We start from the raw sequence: 25,413 nt of genomic DNA, 5'->3' as shown, positions 1-25,413 counted from the left end.
AATGCAAGCATCAGTCATTGGTAATCTAACGCTCAAATATCATTCTAATTGTTGGTAATTTTATACTCAGGTACTTAACTGGCTAATAAAGCAGAAATAATAAAGTCATAAAATTCGAGTAACCCACCTAAACTGCATAAAATGAGAATACGCTGTTGATGGGCTGAGAGCTTTTGAACATGGTGATCCGTTAATCAATGATTGACCAGTTGAGTGTAGTTCACAAGGTGGCAAGTATTGAATGATTGAATCACTAAAGGTGTGTTTATTGGAAGTAAATACACCTATAGTTGTGGAATAAAGACGATGCTATTAGTTGAAATGATATGATTATTTAGGGGAATAAGTATTGACGATATCAATGCGTTCAGCAGTAGACCTATCAAGATCAATATGACCACTATTAGACACGTCAAAAAAATCAAATGCGGGTAAGGAAGCCTCGGCCACATCGCCAGTTGCAATGACTGTTTCATCTCGTTTTAGGGCTTGAAAGTCAAATTGTTCACGGTCAACCCCTTGAGAGGGAGCGGTATTTTGCATGGCAGTAAAAATGGTTTCGATTCTGCCGGGATGTTGTTTATCCCACTGTTTGAGCATATCTTTAACTGCAGCTCGTTTAAGGTTTTCTTGAGAACCACATAAATTACAGGGAATGATAGGGAATTCGCTCAACTTCGCATATTCTGCAATATCTTTTTCACGGCAGTAGGCAAGAGGACGGATCACCATGTTTGCTTTATCATCAGATAATAGTTTAGGCGGCATGGCTTTCATTTTACCACCAAAAAACATATTCAAAAATAAGGTCTCAATAATATCATCTCTATGATGTCCAAGCGCAATTTTTGTGGCACCAATTTTTTGAGCAAATCCATATAAGGTGCCACGGCGTAAACGTGAGCACAAGGAGCAGGTTGTTTTACCCTCTGGTACCTTATCCATGACAATAGAATAAGTGTCTTTTTCTAAAATATGATAAGGCACATTTAATGCGTCAAGGTAACGAGGCAATACCTCCTCTGGGAATCCAGGTTGTTTTTGATCTAAATTGACAGCAACAATATCAAATTTAATTGGAGCACGTTTTTGTAAGTTGAGTAAAATGTCGAGCATGGCATAGCTGTCTTTTCCGCCAGACAGGCAGCACATGACTGTATCTCCATCCTCAATCATAGTGTAATCGGCAATAGCGCTACCCACTTCACGGCGCAAACGCTTACGCAGTTTGTTCATTCGAGTGACTTGCTCGGGTGATTTTTCTTCAGACATAAAACATACTTCATTGCGGTCAATTTAAGGCGCATATTATTCCAGTTTCAACCTTAAGGGTAAAGCTTAATGGCTTTTTCGATTCACTTTTTTCACTGAAAAGAAAAAACATCCCATTATGTGGTTAATCTTATTAAGCCGATTGTTTATTGAGTAAGCGTTATTGATGTATGAAATGAACTTAAAGTATTATTGAGGCTTTTAAGTCTTTAATTTGGTCTTTATAAGCATTTTGATATTCTTGTTCCTTATCTGCTTGCTTTTATTTCATTATTCCACCAGCCGTTTTATTGTTTGAATCGCCAGTTTATTGAATGATTTTGTAATCATCATTTATGCTTTAATTATGATGTATATGACTAATAACATCTCTAATATTCGAGCGGTAAAATGATTAAAGCCCATTGTTATTATGAGCTTTTTCATGCTATTTACTTTCCACGACTTTCATTGCTTGTTAATCATCAGCTAAAGGCGAACGATAGCCATCAGGCTTAATGGCTAATAAGTCACAATTTAAACTATCAATGACATGCTCTGCAGTATTACCTATCAGTGCCGCTGAAAAACCAGTACGCCCAACGGTGCCAAGGATGACCAGTTCAGCATCAATTTGTTTAGCCACATCTGGGATCACATCTTCAGCTAATCCTTCTACTACATGGCAACAATCGGTCGCTATTGCATGATGACTCGCAAGAAAATTGACTCTTTGCTCATGTTGCATGCGTAATGTTTCGGTATAAGCGTAGCTGTCAAAGTCTGGCAGTTCTATGGCCAAATTGACAGGCGTGCCTGGATAGCCATTCACCAAGTGAACCTGCGCATTAAATTGAGCGGCGAGTTGAATGGCATGCTCAACAATTTTATTATTGAGCGCTTGATGTGCATCATCTTCAGAACCAACATTAATGGCGCATAAAATTTTACCTTGTACGGGCCAATCATGATCTTTTACCAATAATACCGGCACAGGGGCTTTGCGCATTAAATGCCAATCAGTTGGAGTGAAAATAACAGACTTAAATTTATCATGTTCATGGGTTCCTTTGATAATCAGATCATATTCTCCTTGAATGGCATAAAGAATAATACTTTCAAAAGGGCGGTTGTGCCAAACCACATTGGTATTAATAATGATGCCTTCTTGACGATAATGAGTGAGTATTTCTTCTAGCCAAGCTTTTCTTTGACTGATCACCCCAGCTCTCATCGCTTCTCTTTCTTGATGAGAAACAATAGAAGTCATTTCATAAGAAAAGTCATAAATAGAGAGAAAGACAGTAATACTGGCTTTATTAGGAATGGAAAGCTCAACGGCTCTGGCCAAAGCGGCTTGAGTATCCGTTGTTGGATCGATAACGACGAGAAGTTTGTGATATTCCGTCATAGCATTTTCCTTCTGATCTGCGCATTCATAGCGTGTTTAAAGAGGGTATTAATGATACTACTGTAGATAAAGCTCAGCGTGAGATCCATTTTTCTCTTAGCTTTTATTACTTCCCGCCAATTGACTGAGTGCATTAAAATCAATAATGTTAACATCTTTACCTTGAACTTGGATCATATTGGCTTTTTGAAAACGCCCTAAGAGACGACTAATGGTTTCAACTGTCAATCCAAGATAATTACCAATATCACCTCGTGTCATGACTAAACGATAAGCTTTTTGAGAAAATCCACGTTCACTAAAACGTCTCGCCAACTGGCTTAAGAAAGTGGCCAAGCGTTCTTCGGCATTCTTTTTACTGAGTAACAAAATCATTTCCTGATCATTTTGGATTTCATTACTCATTAAGCGCATGACTTGTTGTCTCAGTTTAGGTAGCGTACCCGATAATGAATCTAAGGTCGAGTAAGGGATTTCACATACCATAGCGGTTTCTAATGCTTGTGAAAAACTTTGATGAATACCAGAATAAATACTGTCAAAACCAATGACATCACCTGCGAGATGGAATCCTGTTATTTGTTCATCTCCTTGTTCAGTAATGGTATAACTCTTAAGTGTACCCGAGCGTAAAGCATAAAGAGAGCGTAATGGTTCGCCCGCTTTAATAATTTGTTCACCTTTATGTATTGGCTTTTTTCTTTCAATAATATTATCAAGTAAATCGAGTTCTTGATGATTTAAACTAAAAGGTATACACAGTTCAGCCATGCTACAGTCATGGCAATGCAGCGTCGATGTTGTTTTTCGACAGGCTTGATTATTAGCAGGTTTCATGAACTTACATCCGTACATTTCGTCATATGACTTTATTATTTCATATTACCCTACTTTTTATAAGGATTGTGTGATGTTGATCGCTACACACAGAGCAACCCAGAAAATAGAGGACTTGAGTCATTTCTTAAGGCCTCTATTTTGAATGAATAGGAATGAAAGCGATAGAAAAAAGGGAGTTATACCAATTTAATTAAATTGGTATGATGTTAATGTTGATATTGAGCTAAAGCGATATACAAGGTTTGTATGCCAAATAAGATTAAAATAAAACCACTTATTCTTCGTACTGCTTTGCGTTGAACCCAGTAGCTAAGCTGGGTTGCCGCCATGCCCATACTAAGCAAAGCCGGTAAGGTACCAAGCCCAAAGGCCAGCATAATCAGCCCGCCTTCTAGAGCCGAATTTGCCGCAACTGACCAAGTGAGGGTGCTATACACTAAACCACAGGGTAACCAGCCCCAAAGCAGTCCTGCCGCAATGGCTTGGCGGGGCGTTTCAACGGGGATAAATTTTTGTGCCAGAGGCGCAAGCCAACGCCAAATAAATTTGCCTATATGCTCAATTTGCATCACACCAGCCCAAAACTGAGCAATATATAAGCCAGTGGCAATCATCATCAAACCCGCGAGAGCACGTAAAAATAACAGGTAAGCATCGATATTAAACAACGCACCTAGACCACTAGCAAAACCACCGACCATAGCGCCAGCAAGAGTATAACTGCTTATTCGGCCGAGGTTATAATTGAGCACCAGTGCTAATTGTTTGGCAAAAGGCATTCCAGATTGGCGTTGCGCTAATCCGGTTAATGGTTTGTTGGGTAAGGCTTGTTGGCTAGAAAGGGCGCCAACAATGCCGGCACACATGCCCACACAATGCGCCGCACCCATGAGACCGACAATAAAAGCACCGACAATACCATACTCATTCATAACGCGAGATCTTCTCTGTTTGAGGTTTATGCTGATTTTGAATGGGGCTTTTTGACTCTGAGTGGGCCGTGCTGGGTTCATCATCAAATAAAATAGAGACGCTTTGTTTCTCAAGATCATCAAACTGATCGGAACGGACAGCCCAAAAAAAGACACAAACTGCAATAATGACAAAAATAATTGCAATGGGAATTAAGACATAAATGATACTCATATTTTACCTTTTAATAATCGCAAACTGTTGAACACAACAATGAGAGAGCTAGCTGACATACCCAGTGCTGCGACATAAGGTAGGAGATGACCCGATAACGCCAGTGGGATCACAAGCACATTATACCCAATTGCCCAACATAAGTTTTGTTGAATAATACGTTTGGTTTTTTTCGCAATGCGTATCGCATCACCAAACCGAGAGAGATGATCCCCCAGTAAAATTAAATCAGCGCTGTTTTTTGTTATTGCGGCACCACTGCCCATTGCAATCGACAGATAAGCCCCCGCCAAAACGGGAGCATCATTGATCCCATCGCCAAACATAGCGACATGCTTTTTTTGTTGTAATTGATGGATCAGTTCAAGTTTTTGTTGTGGCTTTAAACCTTGATGAATATCGGCAATATTCAATTTTTGTGCTAACTCACTGACATGAGGGCCGTCATCTCCTGTGGCTATACTCAGGCTACAACCCATTTTTTGTAATTGATTGATAGCCTTGACTGAATCAGGGCGTAATGTATCGCTCAGTTGAATATGGGCTAAAATGCGATTATTTTCACTTAGCCAGATGACTTGCCCGTGTTCACTGACTTTCAATTGCGATAAGGCTGCATGCTGATGATCAACCCCCACAAATTCAGCACTGCCCAATTTATAGTGTTGATTATTGACGACACCTGAGATCCCTTGACCCACTTTATTCTCGCATTGACTCGCAACAATATCATGTTGCTGGTAAGCGCGAAATGCTGAAGCTATGGGATGTAAAGAGTGGGCTTCTAACGCAGCTGCAATATTTAAAATATCCTGTTGATTTGCATCAAAGTGCTCTGTTGTGACAAGTGAGACAGCCTCAATAGAAAACTCACCGCATGTGAGGGTACCTGTTTTATCAAAAACCACGTGTTCAAGTGAAGGTAATTTTTCAAGTACATCATTTTTTCGGCTAATGATCCCCATTCGAGTCAAAATGGATGTACTGCAAGTGATAGCGGTTGGGGTTGCTAAAGCGAGGGCACATGGGCAAGTTGCAACAAGCACTGACAGTGTGATCCAAAACGCATCAGCAGGAGAATAAAAAGACCAAAAAAGATAACTCAAACAAGCAATCATTAAGACGCCTGCGGTGAAATAGTTAGAAAACTTATCGGCATATAAAGCGATTTTAGGTTTATTGTGGCTCGCCACTTCTTGCAAACGAATAATATCGGCAACTAACTGTGCCTGTCCAACCGCTGTAACTTCTACGTTGAGGGGATGATCCATATTAATGGTGCCAGCATAAACAATACTGGCATTTTTTTTCATAATAGGCAGTGGCTCGCCTGTTAACATGGATTCATTAACACTACTGCAGCCTTCAATGACTTTTCCATCTGCTGCGACAACGTCACCGGGCTTAATTAAAATAATATCACCAACCACCAGCTGTTTTGCAGGAATTTCTGTCACGCCCGTGTCGTGAACTTTATTTGCTGTAAGGGGAGTGAGCTTGTGTAAGTTACTGGCGTTAACAGAGGCTTTTTGCCTTGCGTTTTGTTCGAAATATCGCCCGAGCAATAGGAAGAAAGTAAACATGGAGACGGACTCAAAATACACTTCGCCACTGCCATTGATGGTTTCTACACAGCTGGCAATGTAAGCCCCACAAATCGCAATACTGATAGAAACATCCATATTGACTCTCCCCATCAAAAGAGAGCGGATCGCACTAAAATAAAAAGGTTGCGCAGAGTAAAACACAACTGGTGCGGCAAATAACATACTGACCCAGCGAAAATAATCTCGAAACTCATTGTCTAAATCAGTAAAAAAGCCAGAGTAAAGGGCGAGGGCAAACATCATGACTTGCATAGTGGCAAAACCTGCAAGGCCTAAGCGCAATAAAAATTGTCGACTTTCTTTTTTGGTTTTAATTTCTTGTTCATCGACTTGGAAAGGGTAAGCTTGATAACCAATATGAGTTATTTGATTTAGAATATCACTTAGTTGAAGTTGCTCAGGATCCCAGGCTATAAGGGCTCGCTCTGTGGTGGAATTCACTGCGACACTTTCAATGCCCGAAAGTTGCTTTAGCTTATGCTCAATCAGCCAAGTACACGCAGCACAAGTGATCCCTTCAAGTGTCAGAGAGACTTGCTTAATATTTTGACTTTTCAGGTAAACAAAATCTTCTTGTACTTCTGGTAAATCATATGCGCTAAACTGAGATAATTCAGTAGGGATGAGGCTTTGTTGTGGTGTGCCTGGCTGAGTTCTAAATTGGTAATAATTTAACAGACCCGCGTCAACAATCGCTGCTGAGACTGCTTGGCAACCGAGACAGCACATGGCTTCATCGTTATTTTGAATACGGGTGTATAACGGATTGCCTAATACGGCTTCACCACAATGATAACAGCGAGTCTGTGTCATAATCTTAATTCAACCAGTAATCAGAATCATCAACAAGTGTTAAGCGCTTTTGAATACGCCAAGATTGATCATAGCCTTCGAGCCGAACTTCCCATGGACCCGCGATATTTTGATCCAGTTCAATACGGTAAATCCCATTTGCATCAGGGGTCACTATTTCACTGAAATCTTTAGACGCAATTGTTGGATGAAAAAAACCGACACTTAATGCTGCAAGATAGTGCTCTCCACCTTCTTGTTTAATTTCGACATATTCATCATCAAATCGAAGGGCGTAGTTCATTCCCAGTTTTTGTGCTTGTTTAATTTTGCGTAAATCTAAGTTGATGGCTTTGCCTTCTTTATAGTAGTCATCCGATACGAGGGGATCTTTATTATCGATGGCGAGCATCAGTAAATTGATACTCGCAACAACAGCGCATAAAGGTAAAATAATTAAAAACCAAGGCCAGAACTGCTTATACCAGGCTTGTGGTGATGACATGATACTATCCTTCTAAAAACGACATTAAATAAACATATGTTCAAAATAAAATTAAAATAAAGCAACATATTGATAATAAAGATGGCTTAAAAAAAAGCCCTCGACGTCATGTCGAAGGCCTTATCCTTTGGCATCATAAAATGGGCCGTGACTACTCTTTATTTTCTTTATGTGACAAGCTGTACACGTAAGCGGTAATGACATGCACTTTTTGCTCACCGAGCACATCTTTCCAAGCAGGCATGACTCCAGTACGACCATGTTTGATGGTTTGTTCAATCGCACCTCGGCTGCCACCATATAACCAAGCGTTATCGGTTAAATTAGGTGCGCCCATGAACTTATTACCTGAGCCGTCCATACCATGACAAGCGAAACAGCCTTTCATGAAGGAACCTTGACCTTGAGCTGCTAATGCTGCGTCATGTTCACGTCCTGACAATTTGACAACATATTCAGCTAAGCCTTTAATTTCACTATCTTCGATAGGAAGACCGCCTTTAGGTGGCATCATGCCATTACGACCATTCATGATAGTGGTTTTAATGGTGGCTAAATCACCACCGTATAACCAAGAACCATCGGTTAGGTTAGGGAAGCCTTTACTGCCTCGTGCGTCAGAGCCATGGCACATAGCACAGTTTTGCAAGAAAAGGCGCCCACCCACTTTAAGGGCTTCTTTGTTTTTCACTAACTCTTCAAGAGGCGTATCAGCATAAGCTTGGAAAATAGGACCAAACTTTTCATCTGCATGTTTGACTTCTTGATCGTATTGTACCCAGCGACCTTCTTTTGCCGCTTGTATCACAGCAGCTTTTGACTCTTCAAGGGTACGAATACTTTGGTTAGCGCTTGACCATTCAAACAGGCCTTTGTAGTTTCCCATACCGGGATAAAGGATTAAATAAATGATACTGAAAACGATAGTAATGTAGAACATATAGCTCCACCACTTAGGCAGTGGATTATTGAGCTCTTCAATACCATCAAAAGAGTGGCCCATAGACTCACCCTCTTTTACGCCTGTGGTGTTTTTAGTACACACGCGCAATAAGAAGATACAGCCTAAAATTACCACCGTTGTGAGTATCGATACCCACAAACTCCAGAAGTTTGTCATTACATCTTCCATCACTTTTGCTCCCTTGCGTTTATCCCTTGCTGGCGCGTTTCGCTTACCGTTTCTTCATCAGAAAAAACCAGATTAGCCGCATCGTCAAAAGAGGCTTTTTGACGCGAACTGTATGCCCAAGCAAAGATGCCAACAAAGGTCAACATGACAACCAGAGTAATAATCCCCTGTAATGTACCGTAATCCATTATTTGCTCCTTATTTCAATGCATGTCCAAGCGATTGCAAATAGGCAATCAGCGCTTGTAGCTCTGTTTTGCCTTCAACAGCTTGTTTTGCATTAGCAATTTCTTCATCAGTATACATATCATCGTTAGGGTGCAAACTGCGTAAGATACTCATTTTCTTACCGGTTAATTCACCATCCAATGTATTTTCTGCAAGCCAAGGAAAGCCAGGCATATTTGACTGTGGTACGACGGCGCGAGGATCGATTAAATGCACTTCATGCCATTTATCACTGTAACGTCCTCCTACGCGAGCCAAGTCAGGTCCCGTCCGCTTAGAGCCCCATTGAAAAGGGTGATCCCAAACGGACTCTGCAGCCACGGAATAATGACCATAACGCTCAGTTTCAGCACGTAGTGGGCGGATCATTTGACTGTGACAGTTATAACAACCTTCACGGACATAGATATCTCGACCTTCTATTTGCAGTGCAGTATAAGGGATCTGCCCGTCAAGCGGCTCAGTAGTATCCTTTTGAAATAACAGAGGTGTGATTTCAACTAAACTACCAAAACTGATGGCGATGACGGTAAAAATACCTAATAAGCCGATATTTTTTTCTACGAGTTCATGATTAAATTTCATCAAATCTCTCCTTATACAGCTTTGGCTTCAGCCAAGGCGGGTAAAGAATCTTTAGGCGCCTTCACGGTGCGAATAACGTTATATGCCATGATAAGCATACCGGTTAAGAAGAAACAGCCACCGATGAAACGAACAAAGTAGAAAGGATAAGAAGCTTCTAAACTTTCAACAAAGCTGTAAGTCAATGTGCCGTCAGCATTGACTGCTCGCCACATTAATCCTTGCATCACACCTGAAATCCACATGGAGACGATATATAACACTGTACCAATAGTCGCTAGCCAGAAATGCACATTGATTAAACTGGTACTGTACATACGACCGTGATTAAATAACACAGGGATCAAGTGATACAGTGAACCTATTGAAATCATGGCGACCCAGCCCAATGCACCTGAATGAACATGTCCAATTGTCCAGTCAGTGTAATGTGACAGCGCATTTACCGTTTTAATGGCCATCATAGGCCCTTCAAAGGTTGACATACCATAGAAAGATAATGATACGACTAAGAAGCGTAAAATAGGATCGGTACGCAGTTTATGCCAAGCTCCTGACAAGGTCATAATGCCGTTGATCATGCCGCCCCAAGAAGGTGCAAATAAGATCAGCGACATCACCATGCCAAGTGATTGTGTCCAATCGGGAAGGGCAGTGTAGTGAAGATGATGAGGACCGGCCCAAATATATAAGGCAATTAATGCCCAAAAATGCACTATCGATAAACGATAAGAATAAATGGGACGACCAGCTTGCTTAGGCACGAAATAATACATCATACCCAAGAAGCCTGCCGTTAATAAGAAACCAACGGCATTATGGCCATACCACCATTGTACCATTGCATCAACCGCACCACTGTATAAAGAATAAGACTTCCACAATGTGAGAGGTACTGCCATTGAATTAACAATGTGCAAAACAGCAACCGTAATAATGAAGGCACCAAAGAACCAGTTTGCAACATAAATATGTGACGTGGTTCGTTTAATGATAGTGCCAAAGAAGACGGTGGCATAAGAAATCCACACTATTGCAATGGCAATATCAATAGGCCATTCAAGTTCAGCATACTCTTTACCTTGTGTGTAACCTAAAGGTAATGTGATGACTGCGGCGATAATGATTGCTTGCCAGCCCCAAAACGTAAACGCAGCTAATCTTGGCGCGAATAAGCGCGTTTGACAGGTACGTTGTACGATATAGTAGGAAGTTGCAAACAAAGCGGAGGTACCAAATGCAAAAATAACCGCATTGGTATGTAATGGACGAAGTCGACTATAAGTCAACCAAGGTGTTTCAAAGTTTAGCTGAGGCCAGATCAACTGTGCTGCGATTAACACACCGACAGACATGCCGACAATTCCCCATAACACTGTGGTTAGGGCAAATTGTCTGACGACGGTGTAATTGTAATCAGCGCCTTTAGGCTGGGAATGGTTCATCATATTGCTTCCACTGCTTATTACTTATTATTTATTGTAAGAATAGAGACAGACTCGATTCGGTAAAAATGACAAAATTAACACTTATAAGTTAAAAAAAAGTTACAATTATGCCAGCGTGTAACCTAAGGTTTACAAGTACCCCTTAAGGTGCGCTCATGATACTGTAGCCATGTTAAAAAAGATAGGAATTAGGGGGTGTTAAAAGTTGATCTGGATCAAGCTACTCAATAGAATGTTATTGGTTTAATCAATTGAGATTAAAAATGGCATATTGAGGTGTGAATTATTCCCATGAAATTGGTTATTGTTATAGCAAGCTGTTTCTTGTTATTAGCCTGTGAGTATCAAGAAATTCCTTCTAATACGTCTCTTGAAATATCTCCTTTATGTGAGTTTAGAGCATCGGATTGCTTGAAGAAAACGACAAATAACGAGGTTGAAGTTGTCTTACATTTATCTCAGCCAGATGCGCCAAGTGAAGTACCATTTCGTTTTGATTTAACAACGAGTCAACTGGTTGAAAATGTGACCATGCGTTTAGAAGGTCGGGATATGTTTATGGGGGTTATTCCGGTTAAGCTGACACCGATTGATGACACAAGTTTTTCTGGCGAATTACTTTATGGTAGCTGCAGTAGTGGTTATATGGTTTGGAATGCCATTGTCACTTTTGATTATTTAGGCAAAAGTCACCAACTAGTATTTGCTATTTTAGCAGATAATCCTATCTAAGTTTTATTAGGTAGATTGACTCCAATGACATAACGTATCTTGGATCTCTTGTAATTTATAAGGTTTAAATAAAATATCATCCATGCCTGCGCTTATGCATTGTTCCCGTTCAGTTGACGTTGTGCCAGCGGTGAGTGCAATGATTGGTTTATTATACCCTTGGTGACGTAATGTTTCTGTTGCAGTAAAACCATCCATTACGGGCATACGGCAGTCCATTAAAATAATATCGAAGTTGTCTGTTTTGAGTTGTTCTAATGCTTCAAGACCATTGTCGGCAAATTGGGGAGTGAGTTTTAGCTTTTTCAACATGAGATTAATAATCATTTGGTTCGTCTTGACATCTTCGACCACTAAAATTTTGATGCCTTCTAGTGGCGTGTCTAATGGGTTTTTAGACTGATTATTTGTCGCTTGTTTTTTAGCGATTTCCAATGGCAGAGTCACGCTGAATGTTGAGCCTTTATTTATTTCACTACTGGCCTGAATATCTCCGCCCATGAGTTGGGATAGTTTTTTACATATTGACAGACCTAAACCAGTCCCTTCATGTGCTTTTTTGCTGGATAAATCAATTTGGCTAAAAGGTTTAAATAATTTTTCAATATCACAGGCCTTTATACCCGCCCCAGTATCGGTGACAGAAAGGTGTAATTGACTGTCATGCCAGTCAAATTTCACTTTAATGCCGCCTTTTTCAGTAAACTTGATCGCATTACCAATTAAATTAACACAAATTTGTTTGATTCTATCCACATCACCAATTAGGTTCAATGGTACTTCAGGAGTACAGTTGACAACAAAATCGAGCCTTTTATCTTCGGTTGAATGAGTAAAAATGGCCACGAGAAGATCGGCAACTTTTTGAACATTAAAGGTTCCATTAATCAACTCAAACATATTGGCATTCATTTTACTGTAATCTAGCAAATCATTAATAATGTTCCTTAATAATTCTCCTGAGCTGTTTAAGGTGGCAAGTAGCCTTTTTTGATCATCTTGAAGTCGTGTATCAGCTAATAGTTCCGCACTGCCAAGTAAACCATTTAACGGTGTTCTGAGTTCGTGATTGATCATGGCTAAAAAGCTTTGTGTTGCTTTTTCCGATTCTTCCGCCTGCTTTCTCGCATTCACTTCTTTAATTAATGTCAACTGACGAATGAGGGCAGCGCTCAACACTTCTCCAATTAAAGACAGACTTTTTTGAATAGGAACTAACCAACTCTCTGTTGCTGCGATCTTCCCTGCGATATAACAATCAGGCTGTTCAGCCAAAGAGACCCAAAATATTTTATTTTTTTCGTCCCAGTGAGTGTTATCAGTTAATAATGTTTCTGGTGGTGTCCAGGTTTGTTTACGTCCTGCTTGACAGCGATGTTTAAAATGAATGTGATCGTCACTTTGTAATTTGATATGGGTATGCATACCCGATATTGAATTATCGTCAATTAAGACTTCAACCAGCTCTTTCAGTAATGCTGGCGTGGGGGACTGCTGTAAAAATTGCTGGCTAAAATGCAGTAAAATACTGTCCATTTTTGCATTATAAGCCAGCAGTGTTGAGTCATGTTCAAGCTTAGTTTGTGCGCTAGAAAGTGACTTTTGTAGTTGAATATTGGCATTGTAAAGCTCCAAACTTTTTGCTTCCAATAGCTTTTCAGCCGCTTTTCTGGCCGCTTTTTCTCTGGCAATTTTTTTGTTAAGTAACGCGTTATTTTTTTCTAAGTCCATATCGATAGATTACAACTTATTGATGGTAAATCGTATGTGCGAACCTAATTCATCAACGGGTACCATATCAATGGCCATTTCTTCGTTAAAATGTGCAGCGCAGCCTTTGATCAATCCAAGACAAACATGTCCCATGCAACGAGGTGAAAGGTAATCCATGATCAGCTGAGTAGGGGAGATAGAGATAAATTCAAAAGTGGGTAGCGTCGAATCAGGGTAAAGTTTTTTAACTTCAACGTGAATAAAAGCTTCAACATGTTGAATAAAGTCAATGGTGTTGGTGATATTCCCTGTGGGAATGGGCAAGCTTTCTAGTAATGTGCTGAACGCTTTCTGCCCAAATACCTGTTGTAGATCTTCAACGGACACTTGGGTTAATTGGCTTAATATGATGATCATTTTTACTAATTTTTTATGATCATAGCTACCCACACTGGTATAAATGCCATCATCATTGGCTTGTTCAAGCATTTGTTCACAAACCTCAAGCCCAAACGCTTCTTCAACGACTTCAAAAAACTCGGTAAAAATGAGCCCTTTCATATCCTCTTCCTTAACGATTATGTTAAACGATATACTCGATATACGCTTTAGCTAAGTATTATTGGCAAAAGAAAAAACGTCAACACGCATTAACTGGAAAGCGGAGCTAAGGCAATTCAATTTTAGTCAAGTTGAAACGTACGTGAGAACCTGATTCATTCATGAGTTGCAAGGTGATATTGATTTTTTCTTGAAAGTATTCGGCACAACCTTTTAATAACCCAAAGCAAATATACCCCAAGCAACGAGGCGAGATATAATCCATAATCAATTGATTTGATGATATAAAAATGAAATCAAATGTTGGCATGGTTGCATTAGGATACAGTTTTTGTGCTTCATGATGGATGTAAGTTTCCACGTGAATAATAAAATCAATGGTATTGTTGATGCTACCCATCTTGATGGGTAAACTGAGCAGTAAAGGCAAAAACACTTGTTGGCCAGTAAGGGCTAATAAATCTTCAGAGGCAATGTGAGTGAGTTTACTTAATGCATTGATTAAATTAAAAAGTCGTTGGTGAGAATAACTTTCTGTTTTAATAAATAGTGCATTATCGTCGGCAGCCTTTGTCATGGCTTCAAATATTTCAGTGCCGAAATTGGTCTTAACTATTTTAATAAACTCAATAAAAATAATACCTGTCATAGAAATACCATCGCCTTTTGATGTTACTTTCACCTAAATCGGTTGATTTTTATCTCATCTATAAAATGAGATTACTATTCTATCAAGTATTGTGGCTCAGTTAGCAGATGGCAATAAATGATAAATAACTTGAATTTTACTATCGTTTGGTTAATATTTAACTTATTGTTTTAAAATAAAATAATAAGTTATTTTTCTCGGCTAAAACTATCCCTTTTAGGGTTTAAAATCTATAATAGACAGTATGTTTTTATTTTTCAGTGAACTGTATTGCTTATGGAATTACCGCCTGTTATGCCTCTTTTTGATGGCCCTGATTTTTTGCTATCCGGAAATGCCATCGTTAGTCAACATATTACCCAAGTGTCTTTGTATCATGTCACAGATGCTGGGTTGTTAATTGAACATGCCAGTGATTGGCTATACGAACAAAAATATAATGAAAATAATTACAAAGCCTACCGGAGTGAATTAACGACATATTTTCATTGGTGTTTTGATGTACTCAAACAGTCTCCTATTTTAGTTAGCCGTAAAGATATCAATTTGTATGTTGACTATTGTCAGCATCCACCTCAGGCATTAATTGCCTATTATAATGTGCCACAATTTAAACTTGATAAAAACAATAATGATGAAGGGGAGAGGCGTGTGCCTAATCCTCAGTGGCGGCCTTTTTTAGGAAAGAAAAAATTAGGTGATATTCAGCCGTATCAGCTCAGTGATAATGCATTAAAAACCAAAATGGCTATCTTGTCATCTTTTTATGGTTACTTGATGAGTGAAGATCATTGTGAACGCAATCCAGCTCAAGCTTGGCTCAATAAAAGTCGGTTTTCATCAAAGAAAAAATATCAATACGATCCTGAAGAAGCCTCACAACTTGCGTTTACTGAGTTGCAATGGTCCTATGTTATCTCCACAATTGAGGCATTAGCGATTGAAAAACCTGCTGTATATCAAAGAAGCTTATTTTTAATTAAATTGATTTATTCTTGTTATTTACGTATCTCTGAAGTGGCTGCTAGAGCAGGGTATTCACCTATCATGAGTCAATTCCAACAGGATCGGCAAACCGGAATTTGGCGTTTTTATATTCCCCAAAGCAAAGGAGGAAAACGCAGGCATGTGGCGATCTCCAATGCTTTATTAACAGCTTTAATTGATTATCGTCGATATTTAGGCTTAAGTGATCTCCCAACACCACGAGAAACACACCCATTATTCATTCGACATAAGGCCGCAGGAAGAGGGCGGGATAGTGGAGTGTTAAGTGCTAACCTTGGTATTCGGCATTTACGTGATGAAGTGCAGGAAGTTATTAATTTAGCGGCCGATAAAGCACAGAGTGAGGGCTTTAATGATGATGCGGCCGATATGAGAGCCTTAACCGTCCATAATATTCGTCATACAGGGATCACCCATGATATCAATTTAAATCACAGGCCATTATCCCACGTCCAGGCTGATGCAGGTCATGAAAGTATTGATACAACCTCTCAATATTTACATACAACAAAAACTGAGCGTCATCAAAGTGCGATGAATAAACCGCTTAATCACTTGGATGGAATTGAGTAGATTTCTGTTGATGTTAACGTAACGTTTTAATGCCGATAATGATACTTATCGGCATTAAATTTAATAATCATCATTGAACTCGATTGTCTTGATTCCAGATGAGAATACTATATTCATTAATACTTAAAAAAGTTTATATAGCATACTTTATAACTGAAACCTGAAATAATATGGTATACACTAACTTATATAGAATGATACAAGGTAACTTATTGTATTAGAGTAATAATTCAATTTAAAAAACATTTATTTATTGTTTAACCATTCAGTATGGGTTAAGTATTCCAACGGTATTTTACGCATGTTTTTTATACAGTTTGTAAGCTATCATTTAAAGTTTTAGCTAAGTGTTCAATTAATGATAACCACGCAGCTAAGTTGGATTGAATATGAATAGGTTGAATCGATTTTTTGGAATGAAATATAGAAAAATATTATTGAACATATCATATTTTGTTGCATCATTAATTTTACTACTAATAATGATTATTTCGAGTGGAAAATTATTTGTTTATTAAATTAATCTACTCGGCAGCCCACGGCGTTTAGACACCAGACCAACTTCACCATTCTGGCGAAATTGATTAACGAGTCTTTGTGTGTGTGCCGGCGAGTCAGTCCTAACATCGACGCGGCGGTTAGTTGGGTTAATTGTTTATTGCAAACGTCCTTAATAACACCAATGCGGTGCAGCTCTTCTTCGCTCATCGTAATTAACATGGCACCAATCTAATACACTGGATTATTTGGGCCCAGCATACCAAAATGTGACATCTCTAAGTTGGGGAAATGTGACATTACTATATTGGATCTACAATGGATCGATATAGCTGTTAAGGCAAGTTTCAAATGTCACATTGTTGGGCAAAGTAGAAATGTCACATCATTAGTTATTAGATATAAAATGATTTACCAACTAAACTTCTTAAATCAGGTGTTTCATAGCCACTTGATATCCAATCTAAGGTTGCCTATAGCCCTTTTTAAGGGCTTTTTTTATCTTTGTTGACAGATAACCTCTATTTTCTACACTTTATAGTGTAAGAACACAAAAGGTTACATCATATGAAATTAAATACAGATACAGATACTGACTTGATAAAAAAAGTTTCAGCGATAATTTTTGGTGGTTTATTGATTATTCAAGTTGGAATTATGCTATACAATTCATTTCATGGGGTTTTGCCTAAACCATATCATTTTATACTGGTTACTTTATGGTCTGCTTTATTTTGTATGTGCATGTTTTTATTGAAAAATGAAAATTTTTTTAATGGGATCGTATTGGGAGCACTTGTAGGCTCTTTTTTATACACACTAATTGCATATTTAGCAGGAGTATTCTAATACTCATGCAATTGAGATATTTAATATTACTTTTATTATTCTGTAGCCATATATACGCCGAAACCAAAAAAGAAACCTACGAAGAAATGTCTAAAGATTTGGCTATCATTCAAAAAACAATTGACATATTCAGTAGGAAAAATCATAAAGAAAGTAAAATCAAGGTTAATAACCCAGCTTATGTTGATATATTAGTTGATAAAGCCAATCTATACTCTAAAGCAAGCATCACTTCAAAAATAGTGACAACTACCACCAAAGCTATTTCATATCAGGTTATTGATAAAAAAGAAGGTTGGTATGCAGTAAAACTAAATGCTATATACTTCGGTAAAAAATTTGCTTGGATTGAATCTTCAGATGTTCTACCTTCAAATATTTTATCTAACATCACTAAACTTAGTACTCAGTCATCTGAATTATTGTACAAAAACTTGATTTTATTGTTAATTGATTTTGAACATAAATATAAAGATAACCCTTATCTTACTCCATCAGGCTTTACTATAAATATTGAAGAATCACCTTCAATTTCAGTTACTTTTGAATTTAATGAATAAATTAATATAACACTCATATCGCTGAGCTAAATTTGAAAGCTTTTGGTAATAGAGGTTATTCTCGCGTCAAACTTGGCTTAAATTTAACCTCTTGTTCAACAAGTGGATTAATCGCCCTTGCTTGCGCTTTTCGACTCCCTTTTTTAGCATTACGAGTACGTTCGTAGGTTTCTGAACGCTCTGCTTGACTCTCTTTTGCAAAGGCCAATGCTGCGCCCAAGCGTTTATTTTCAACAACAGCCCCTTGCTGCACACTTCTGAGTTTATCAAACACGCTATAAGGTAATTCTTCACCACAATATTGAATCGATATGGTGCCATCAGGGTAATCATAAATCATGACAGATTTACCGATTAATCTTTTAGCTTTATCAGTAGGGTCAATAATATACATTACTTTGTCATACTGTAAAGTTAGTGCTTTGGTCAGTTTTCGGCTTGTTTGCCTTGAAAAAATATTATGCAGTTCAGTTTTTGATTCTTGTACTGGGCGATGAGCATTTTGAGAAGACTGAGCAGCACAAGCAAAGCGGCAATTAAAGTCAGCCATAAACTCAGGAAGCCACACATTAGCTTCTTCTATGGTATTGATGTTTGCTAAGCGCATTTCCTTAATCAGGCGGTCTTGAAGTGTCCTATTGGCGCGTTCGACTCGTCCTTTAGCCTGTGAGCTGTTAGCACAGATTAATTCAATATTAAGTTCATAGAGCGCACGTCCATATTCTGTCATTTGCTTATTGGTTTTCTTGCTCGGTGAATTGACCTTAAATACCGCATATTTATCACTGTAAAAAGCAATGGGTTTGCCATGATTATCCAAATATTCTCGTGTCGCATTCATATAATCATAAGTGGTCTCTGATTCACAAAAGCGCAATGACATCAACTGACTGGTCGCATCATCAATAAACACTAACAAGCAACACTTAGGTGAACGGCCTTCAAACCAATCATGATAAGAGCCATCTATTTGCACCAGCTCACCATAACATTCACGTCGATATCGAGGTTGGTAGACTTTTTTCTGCTTACGCTTGCGAACTCGCCATAATCCCTCTGTAATTAACCATTGCCTTAAGGTTTCGCTGGAGAGTTTTATACCATGTAGCTCTGCTAATTTTTCACAGGCAAAGGTCGGTTTAAAATCCGCGTATTTTTGCTTAACCAGCGTTAAAACTTTATCTTTAAATTCATATGGAAAACGACGGTTACTCGGCAATCCACGACGTTTAGAGACTAGACCAGCTTCACCACTTTTGCGGAATTGATTCACTAACCTTTGTGTGTGCCGGCGAGTAAGCCCTAACATCGACGCGGCGGTTAGTTGGGTTAATTGTTTATTGCAAACGTCCTTAATAACACCAATGCGGTGCAGCTCTTCTTCGCTCATCGTAATTAACATGGCACCAATCTAATACACTGGATTATTTGGGCCCAGCATACCAAAATGTGACATCTCTAAGTTGGGGAAATGTGACATTACTATATTGGATCTACAATGGATCGATATAGCAGTGCGCACAATGTATATTATGTTAAATAGCGAGTATTAGTAATTAGTTTGTTCGCGTATTTTACATTAAGTTCTCATAAAACGATTTTGTGAATTGTCTCTATTATCCTTCCCCCCATCCTTGGGGCTAAGAAAATCGTTATGAATGGCTACATTCTGCCCTTGGCTTTCATATTCTTTGATTTTATTAACGATGTCACTTAACTTGGTTTCTGGCAATTGTCCTTTGGAGAAAAAGTCTTCAATAAAAAATGTTGCTTCGTTAATATGCTCTATACCTCTGGCATCAAGTTCTGCGGTTAACGCTTTTGGGGCAAAAGCATCAATAGAAATGAGTGCCCCAACATTATAACTTTTCAGCATGCTAGCATATGCTGCTAAGTCCCCGTCAGGCCTGCTTGTTGACATCAGGCTGCCGCCTGGCGCCACATGAGCATTAAATTGACGTTCATCTTTATCTGTAATTTGTATTGGTAATGCTATCTTGATTTGAGCTTGCTCATAAGCCCCAATGATACTGGAAAAATCCATTTGTGTATTTGAGTCATAACCAGCATTAACAAGGTTAAGTTCATTTTCAAAAGAAAATATCACATTACTGTCGTTAAGGACGCCACGACGGCTTAATTCGTTATATTCAAATTGATAGCCTTTATTCGAAACGGGATCGATTTCAGTAAGTTGAGTTTTACTTTGGCTGACATTGTGGGTGTTTGCTAGAGTGTAGCTGTTAATTGTGCTATTAAAAGCAATAGACATATGGAGGTTCTCTTAAGTGACTTAAAATTTGTTTATTTCATTTTTTGCTAAATGACAATATTTTTGTCGACATTCCGGCTTCATATATGGTTCCCTCCTGTCTTATCAAGTTAAATAGGTTTCAAACAGAAAAAACATTCATATTAAAGCAATAAATATCTTATTAAGCGTTGTGCTTTAAAAAATAGACATACCATTATAAGCATGTCTATTTGCATAGTCAGGCATTAAAGGCTAACGGGATAAGTAAACAGCAGCAACACTTTTATCATTGCTTTGATTGAGCAAGCGGATATTTAATCCGTACTGAGGCACATTGCGACCAGCATCTGGGATTGCTGTATTCACATAATTACGGTGATCTTTAAACACTCTTTTGGCACTAATCCGACTGTCACGTAGTGATTTACCCAAAATATCATCTAAATCTAGGAACATTTTTTCATGACGACGAATAGTTAATGTCGCATCATGGATTTGATATCGTGTATCAGCCACTTCGCCATCACTCCAAAATAAGGGGCTTTGATCCATATCGACGACCCCCAGGAACCCGTTACCAGGGTGAAGTCCAACCCAATTGTCACGATATTGGCGGTCGACATACCAAACCAATAGCCCTTCTTCATAACGCATGGTTTCACCACGCACATTAAGGTGGGCAAGACCGCTATCAACCCCTTGATGAGTACGCCATTCAAGTAAATAGTAATGCTCTGATAATTGAATGCCCGTATCAGGATTAAAACCTGAAAAGGTAAAGGCTTCATTGTCACTGTCGTCGGCATTGGCTTGTAAAATAATGCCATTATTGGTCTCAACACTGATATCATCTATATACATCCCCGCATTGACTGCGGCGACATCGGTTTGATAAAGCAAACCAAGCTGTATCTGTTGGCCAGTAAAAGCACTTAAATCGAATTCAGCATTTACCCAACCGTCTGAACGACCAGTGATCCCATTACCATGATTGGCTTCATTTGGGTTTTCATTCGTTGTTAAGTTGCCTTCAATATACGATTGCCCTTCACTGGTTTCAATGACGAGATAAGCATAGTCATAATCGACTTCAATATCATACCAAGTTTTAAATTTCACTGTGGCCGATGTAGCATTGCTTAAATCGACTGTCGTCCACATTTCATTATTAAGATCGTTATCGGCACCACTAAAGTAAGTGTATTCACCACTGACTGGCGTGGTGATAATGGTTTGTTTTTGTGGCAAATCAATGCGGATGGCATCGAAATTGGTGCCTTTACTGACTGCTTGGTCAAGTAAACCAATCACTCCATCATGAGGAATATCATTGATATCGATTTTTGCCCCTTTAAGCCAATTTCCCCCCAAACTGTTTTGCAGCATTTCTTTGGCATAAGCACTAAAACCACTGGGCTGGGTACCACCAATCTGCCCTGCCCAACTTCCTGATGACATTAAAGACCAATAGGATACTGGTTCACCTTTACCTGTATAATTAGTATCATATTCGTCAGGCAGCCCTAAATCGTGGGCATATTCATGGCTGATCACCCCTACAGCACTGTCTATCGGAGCAATGGTATAATCGTAAGCCGCCATCAATCCCCCCCAATAAGGAATATCAGTGGTAGTGCCTTCAATTGCAAAGACATTTCTTAAATTTGAACGATGTGCCCAAATGGCATCTTCTCCAATTTGACCACCTCCAGCTTCTTCACCCACACTGGAATGAAATACCATTACATGATCCACTAGGCCATCTGCTTCCCATAAATCGCCATCACCATCGAGATCATATCTGTCTTCGATGTCAAATTGGCTTAAATCAATCGTCGGATCCATACCAACTGCAGCAAGGCCTTCACGTATTAAGCTAGCTGCGTCACCATCGATATTATTACCATAATAAGCGGCGGGTTGGCTAGCCATATACCAGCCCGCAACGTCACCGGTTAATGAGTAACTGCCACCGGATTGTGCTTGATACATCTGATTGAAAGAATTTGCGTGGAATCCATTGGGGGCAACCCAACCATTTTCGCCAAAAAGGATCTGACGGTAATGTGCTTGGTTGTAATCCTCATAATACATTTTACTGTCTTCAGGTAAAATGCTGTTGTGAGGAAAATCAGGAAACTCCATCAAAATGGCAAGCACCCGTCCTTCTCGAGTTTCACCTTGATAAACTTCTTCCACCATGTTTTCTGGACGATATTGACGTCCAGAACTTAATTTTCCATCCATACTGGGATGCCGGTAAGGGTTTTTACGTTTTTGTCTAACTTTGGGTTCCATATCAAATAAATCTGTTTCAGCAGTTTGACGTAAACGGCGTTTTTGTTTCTCTTGTTCTTGCCTTGCTTTTAAATAGTTTCTTAGTGCAACTTCAGCCTCTGAAATCGACGCATTGTGAGCAATTTTTCCAGATTTTTTTAACATCTCAATAAGACGTTGTTCGTCAGCGATAACCATATCTAACGGAGCGGATGATGACGAGTGAGACGCTGAAATGGCCACTACGGGGATGATAGATAACGCCACGGCAATGGATAAAATACTTTTTTTAATCATATAAATAAAATCCTTTCTATTTGTTGTATTCCTATGTCTTGTTGAGAAGAGTTAGACTGACATGGAAAGTCATTGTTATTCTCCGCCACTCAAACAAGTTGTCTTCTTTTTGAGCAGACAAAAAAGACTACATGAGCAGCAGGGTTCACGCAACATTTAACAAACAAAATAAAAACAATAGTAACGGAATGAATCGAGCTGAAGGAGGTTTTTTTGAGAAAACAGGCATGTATTTTTAGGTGGGAACACCAAAATATAACGATTAATTTATAGATAACGCTAATTTATTGTGAGATATAGGTAAAAAACAATCATTTTTGTGACAAAATAAGCAGAAAATGAATTTTATATCAATTAATTTTGACTTTACCTTCAAAACCCTTTTTACTGTGCCGCCTAGTTAAATATGTTACGTGATTGGGGTTTTAGTGTTTTTGTTGTAACAACTGTAAGTTGGCGTTTCCCTCTAAGGTTAAAGTCGATGATGGCTGGAAGAGGTTAACCTGCTTTTAATAGATCAAGGGAGGATTTATGTATAACGTATTTATTCGACGCGCATTTTTGCCTGTGGTTGTCGGTGTTTTTTTTCAAGCAAATGCTGTCGCGAATACAGTCGATGTGCCTGTTTTTAGTCAATGTAATACGGAATTAGCGCAAAGTAATACACGTGACACACAAGTATATAACGTGTTTTCAGATTTTTATTATGAATACAATGATCCAAAAGAATATGCCGTTGCCGCCCTTAAAGAACTGACTCATCAGTTTGCCGAAACAGATTCTATTTGTCAGCAATATACGCAAGCAAGTCTTGATGATATTCAATGTGAGACACAAATTGGTGGGACTAATATTTGTACACTAGAAAGTGATACGGGTGATTTTGTTATTGTAAAAGATTATGTTGATGCCAGTAATATTGTGTTGAGCAAACACGATAATGCGGTATGGCCGAGTATTCATAATAGTCATGACTCAGAAGTATTATATGTGCCCAATCCGGGTCATTGTTACGATGGTTTACTTCAAGGTGGAATGGACTCACAGGCTTATCTTGTGGATGCCAGCAGTTACCGTTATTTTGGCGATTTTCGTTATGTATTAGCCCGAACGACACGGGATACCGTTAAAGAAATCGCGAATCGTAATGATTATTGTTATTATAGAACCACAGATGAGCCAGCTTCAAGCATGCAATGTTCAATGCTAACTTCTGGAACACAATATTGTTCGTTACCAAATACCAATGCAGGGTATTTTGTTTTTGTAACTGGCGCGGATCATAGTGTTCATATGATTTTTAATCGCTGGGATTAATATACGAACCCGAAGTATTAAAGGCTCTATTTGAGCCTTTTTCTTTTTTTTACTTCTGTTATTATGCTTATCTCATTCAAATTTTTATTTATCTTCCATGGATATTGAGTCAATCTTATTCAAACAGTTTAATGCCATTGCGGTCCACAAAGTAGCTGTTATACAGTTTTTATGGAGTGGTTATGGTGAGATTAGTCGCTATCATATCACTTATTCGTCAAACGATTTACATATCAATCAACCTCACTCGGTAATTGTGAAATATATTCACCCTCAGCAAAGTTATCAGCATCCAAGAGGCTGGAATACTCAAAGATCCTTTGAACGTAAAATAATGTCATATAAAGTAGAAGCTGATTGGTATAAACATTGGTCACATTTGTGTATAGATAAAACGCCGCTGCCTTTATGCTATGGTGTCTTTATTGGTGAGAAGATAACCAATAATGCGGCTCAAAAATTGATAGTACTAAGTGATTTGGATAGTCAAGGATTTTCATTGCGTCATCAACATGCCAGTCTACAGCAAGCCAAAGCGTGTCTGACTTGGCTTGCCCATTTTCATGGTCAATTTTTGCAAGAAAATCCACGAGAAAATTGGGTCAACCCACTATGGAAAACGGGAACCTATTGGCACTTGGCCACAAGACAAGATGAATTTGAAAACATGCCCTCCTCGCCCCTTAAACAAGCTGCAAGCCAAATTGATACTTTATTAAATGCTTGTCGGTTTCAAACGTTAGTCCATGGTGATGCAAAAATTGCTAACTTTTGCTTTTCACCAATTGATGAGGTGGCGGCGGTTGATTTTCAGTATATTGGTGCGGGTTGTGGCATAAAAGATGTGGTGTATTTCTTAGGGAGCTGTTTAACAGAAAAAGAGTGTGAAGATTATTATCATGATTTATTGGATCATTATTTCGCGGAATTAAAACAATCTGCCAATGACGCTCATCCACTACTCGATGTTGTTCAACTTGAAAATGAATGGCGCGGCTTATTTAGCTTTGCCTGGGCGGATTTTCAGCGATTTTTATTGGGGTGGTCAGCTGACCACCCAAAAAATAATGCTTTTAGCCAAAAAATCAGCCAAGCAGCCTTATCTCTTTTATCAAGTAAATCGACATCAATGTGAAGTTCATTTGTTTTACACCAAGTTTATTATTATTTGATTATTAAA

23 protein-coding genes are annotated in these 25,413 nt (G+C 38.8%); 6 read left to right on the top strand and 17 right to left on the bottom strand.

The genetic code is table 11. From position 1 onward, the window contains the following. Positions 1-330: 330 nt before the first annotated feature. From ttcA to ccoN, 11 genes are all read right to left on the bottom strand, one after another. Positions 331-1,272, bottom strand: a complete 942-nt coding sequence (gene ttcA, locus Q0976_RS18635; RefSeq protein ID WP_299495379.1) for a tRNA 2-thiocytidine(32) synthetase TtcA — start codon at positions 1,270-1,272, stop codon at positions 331-333. Between the two features lie 457 nt (positions 1,273-1,729). Then, complete coding sequence (gene uspE / locus Q0976_RS18630; RefSeq protein WP_299495378.1) at positions 1,730-2,662, bottom strand: universal stress protein UspE; 933 nt, start codon at positions 2,660-2,662, stop codon at positions 1,730-1,732. Between the two features lie 96 nt (positions 2,663-2,758). Then, a complete protein-coding gene (locus tag Q0976_RS18625) occupies positions 2,759-3,499 on the bottom strand; it encodes an FNR family transcription factor (RefSeq protein WP_299495377.1) in 741 nt (246 codons plus the stop codon). A gap of 209 nt (positions 3,500-3,708) precedes the next feature. Beyond that, the gene (locus tag Q0976_RS18620; protein ID WP_299495376.1) at positions 3,709-4,434 is read right to left on the bottom strand and encodes a sulfite exporter TauE/SafE family protein; all 726 of its coding nucleotides are present in this window, start codon (positions 4,432-4,434) and stop codon (positions 3,709-3,711) included. Then, positions 4,427-4,648: a cbb3-type cytochrome oxidase assembly protein CcoS gene (ccoS, locus tag Q0976_RS18615; protein ID WP_299495375.1), complete on the bottom strand. Its 222-nt coding sequence runs from the start codon at positions 4,646-4,648 to the stop codon at positions 4,427-4,429. Before ccoS ends, Q0976_RS18620 begins: the two co-directional genes overlap by 8 nt. Continuing rightward, a complete protein-coding gene (locus Q0976_RS18610; protein ID WP_299495374.1) occupies positions 4,645-7,068 on the bottom strand; it encodes a heavy metal translocating P-type ATPase in 2,424 nt (807 codons plus the stop codon). The genes ccoS and Q0976_RS18610 overlap by 4 nt, the downstream gene beginning before the upstream one ends. A 4-nt stretch (positions 7,069-7,072) precedes the next feature. Next, entirely contained in the window at positions 7,073-7,552 is a 480-nt protein-coding gene (locus tag Q0976_RS18605) for a FixH family protein (RefSeq protein WP_299495373.1), read from the bottom strand. Positions 7,553-7,703: 151 nt separating this feature from the next. Then, complete coding sequence (ccoP, locus tag Q0976_RS18600; protein WP_299495383.1) at positions 7,704-8,672, bottom strand: cytochrome-c oxidase, cbb3-type subunit III; 969 nt, start codon at positions 8,670-8,672, stop codon at positions 7,704-7,706. A gap of 11 nt (positions 8,673-8,683) precedes the next feature. Beyond that, complete coding sequence (locus Q0976_RS18595; RefSeq protein WP_299495372.1) at positions 8,684-8,872, bottom strand: cbb3-type cytochrome c oxidase subunit 3; 189 nt, start codon at positions 8,870-8,872, stop codon at positions 8,684-8,686. Positions 8,873-8,882: 10 nt separating this feature from the next. Next, the gene (ccoO, locus tag Q0976_RS18590; protein WP_298774244.1) at positions 8,883-9,497 is read right to left on the bottom strand and encodes a cytochrome-c oxidase, cbb3-type subunit II; all 615 of its coding nucleotides are present in this window, start codon (positions 9,495-9,497) and stop codon (positions 8,883-8,885) included. A gap of 11 nt (positions 9,498-9,508) precedes the next feature. After that, the gene (ccoN, locus tag Q0976_RS18585) at positions 9,509-10,945 is read right to left on the bottom strand and encodes a cytochrome-c oxidase, cbb3-type subunit I (RefSeq protein WP_299495371.1); all 1,437 of its coding nucleotides are present in this window, start codon (positions 10,943-10,945) and stop codon (positions 9,509-9,511) included. 291 nt (positions 10,946-11,236) lie between these two features. Here ccoN and Q0976_RS18580 point away from each other — a divergent pair, with 291 nt between their 5' ends. Beyond that, complete coding sequence (locus tag Q0976_RS18580) at positions 11,237-11,677, top strand: hypothetical protein (protein ID WP_299495370.1); 441 nt, start codon at positions 11,237-11,239, stop codon at positions 11,675-11,677. Positions 11,678-11,683: 6 nt separating this feature from the next. Here Q0976_RS18580 and Q0976_RS18575 read toward each other — a convergent pair whose 3' ends face one another. From Q0976_RS18575 to Q0976_RS18565, 3 genes are all read right to left on the bottom strand, one after another. Continuing rightward, positions 11,684-13,408, bottom strand: coding sequence for an ATP-binding protein (locus Q0976_RS18575; protein WP_299495369.1), 1,725 nt, complete (start codon positions 13,406-13,408; stop codon positions 11,684-11,686). Between the two features lie 9 nt (positions 13,409-13,417). Then, positions 13,418-13,951, bottom strand: a complete 534-nt coding sequence (locus tag Q0976_RS18570; protein WP_299495368.1) for a heme NO-binding domain-containing protein — start codon at positions 13,949-13,951, stop codon at positions 13,418-13,420. Between the two features lie 106 nt (positions 13,952-14,057). Next, complete coding sequence (locus Q0976_RS18565; protein WP_299495367.1) at positions 14,058-14,600, bottom strand: heme NO-binding domain-containing protein; 543 nt, start codon at positions 14,598-14,600, stop codon at positions 14,058-14,060. A gap of 276 nt (positions 14,601-14,876) precedes the next feature. On the opposite strand from Q0976_RS18565, the gene Q0976_RS18560 reads away from it, so the two are divergent. The 3 genes from Q0976_RS18560 to Q0976_RS18550 all read left to right on the top strand — a co-directional run bounded on the left by Q0976_RS18560 (position 14,877) and on the right by Q0976_RS18550 (position 18,088). After that, positions 14,877-16,181 carry a site-specific integrase gene (locus Q0976_RS18560; RefSeq protein WP_299495366.1) on the top strand — a complete coding sequence of 435 codons (1,305 nt, stop codon included), beginning with the start codon at positions 14,877-14,879 and terminating at the stop codon, positions 16,179-16,181. Positions 16,182-17,246: 1,065 nt separating this feature from the next. Continuing rightward, positions 17,247-17,528: a hypothetical protein gene (locus Q0976_RS18555; protein WP_298775142.1), complete on the top strand. Its 282-nt coding sequence runs from the start codon at positions 17,247-17,249 to the stop codon at positions 17,526-17,528. A gap of 86 nt (positions 17,529-17,614) precedes the next feature. After that, positions 17,615-18,088: a hypothetical protein gene (locus Q0976_RS18550; protein WP_298775141.1), complete on the top strand. Its 474-nt coding sequence runs from the start codon at positions 17,615-17,617 to the stop codon at positions 18,086-18,088. Between the two features lie 55 nt (positions 18,089-18,143). On the opposite strand, the gene Q0976_RS18545 is transcribed toward Q0976_RS18550, so the two are convergent. From Q0976_RS18545 to Q0976_RS18535, 3 genes are all read right to left on the bottom strand, one after another. Continuing rightward, positions 18,144-19,478: an ISNCY family transposase gene (locus Q0976_RS18545; protein ID WP_299495382.1), complete on the bottom strand. Its 1,335-nt coding sequence runs from the start codon at positions 19,476-19,478 to the stop codon at positions 18,144-18,146. Between the two features lie 189 nt (positions 19,479-19,667). Further along, entirely contained in the window at positions 19,668-20,360 is a 693-nt protein-coding gene (locus Q0976_RS18540) for a hypothetical protein (RefSeq protein WP_299495365.1), read from the bottom strand. Positions 20,361-20,594: 234 nt separating this feature from the next. Beyond that, positions 20,595-22,916, bottom strand: coding sequence for an immune inhibitor A domain-containing protein (locus Q0976_RS18535; protein WP_299495364.1), 2,322 nt, complete (start codon positions 22,914-22,916; stop codon positions 20,595-20,597). A 531-nt stretch (positions 22,917-23,447) separates the two neighbouring features. Here Q0976_RS18535 and Q0976_RS18530 point away from each other — a divergent pair. Together Q0976_RS18530 and Q0976_RS18525 are read left to right on the top strand one after the other, a co-directional pair. Beyond that, positions 23,448-24,233: a hypothetical protein gene (locus Q0976_RS18530; protein ID WP_299495363.1), complete on the top strand. Its 786-nt coding sequence runs from the start codon at positions 23,448-23,450 to the stop codon at positions 24,231-24,233. 97 nt (positions 24,234-24,330) lie between these two features. Then, on the top strand, positions 24,331-25,368 hold the full coding sequence (locus Q0976_RS18525) for an oxidoreductase family protein (RefSeq protein WP_299495362.1): 1,038 nt from the start codon (positions 24,331-24,333) through the stop codon (positions 25,366-25,368). Positions 25,369-25,413: the final 45 nt, after the last annotated feature.

This window comes from uncultured Shewanella sp. (assembly GCF_947501665.1).
GTDB lineage: Bacteria > Pseudomonadota > Gammaproteobacteria > Enterobacterales > Shewanellaceae > Shewanella.
This window is presented reverse-complemented; position numbering and strand designations above follow the sequence as displayed.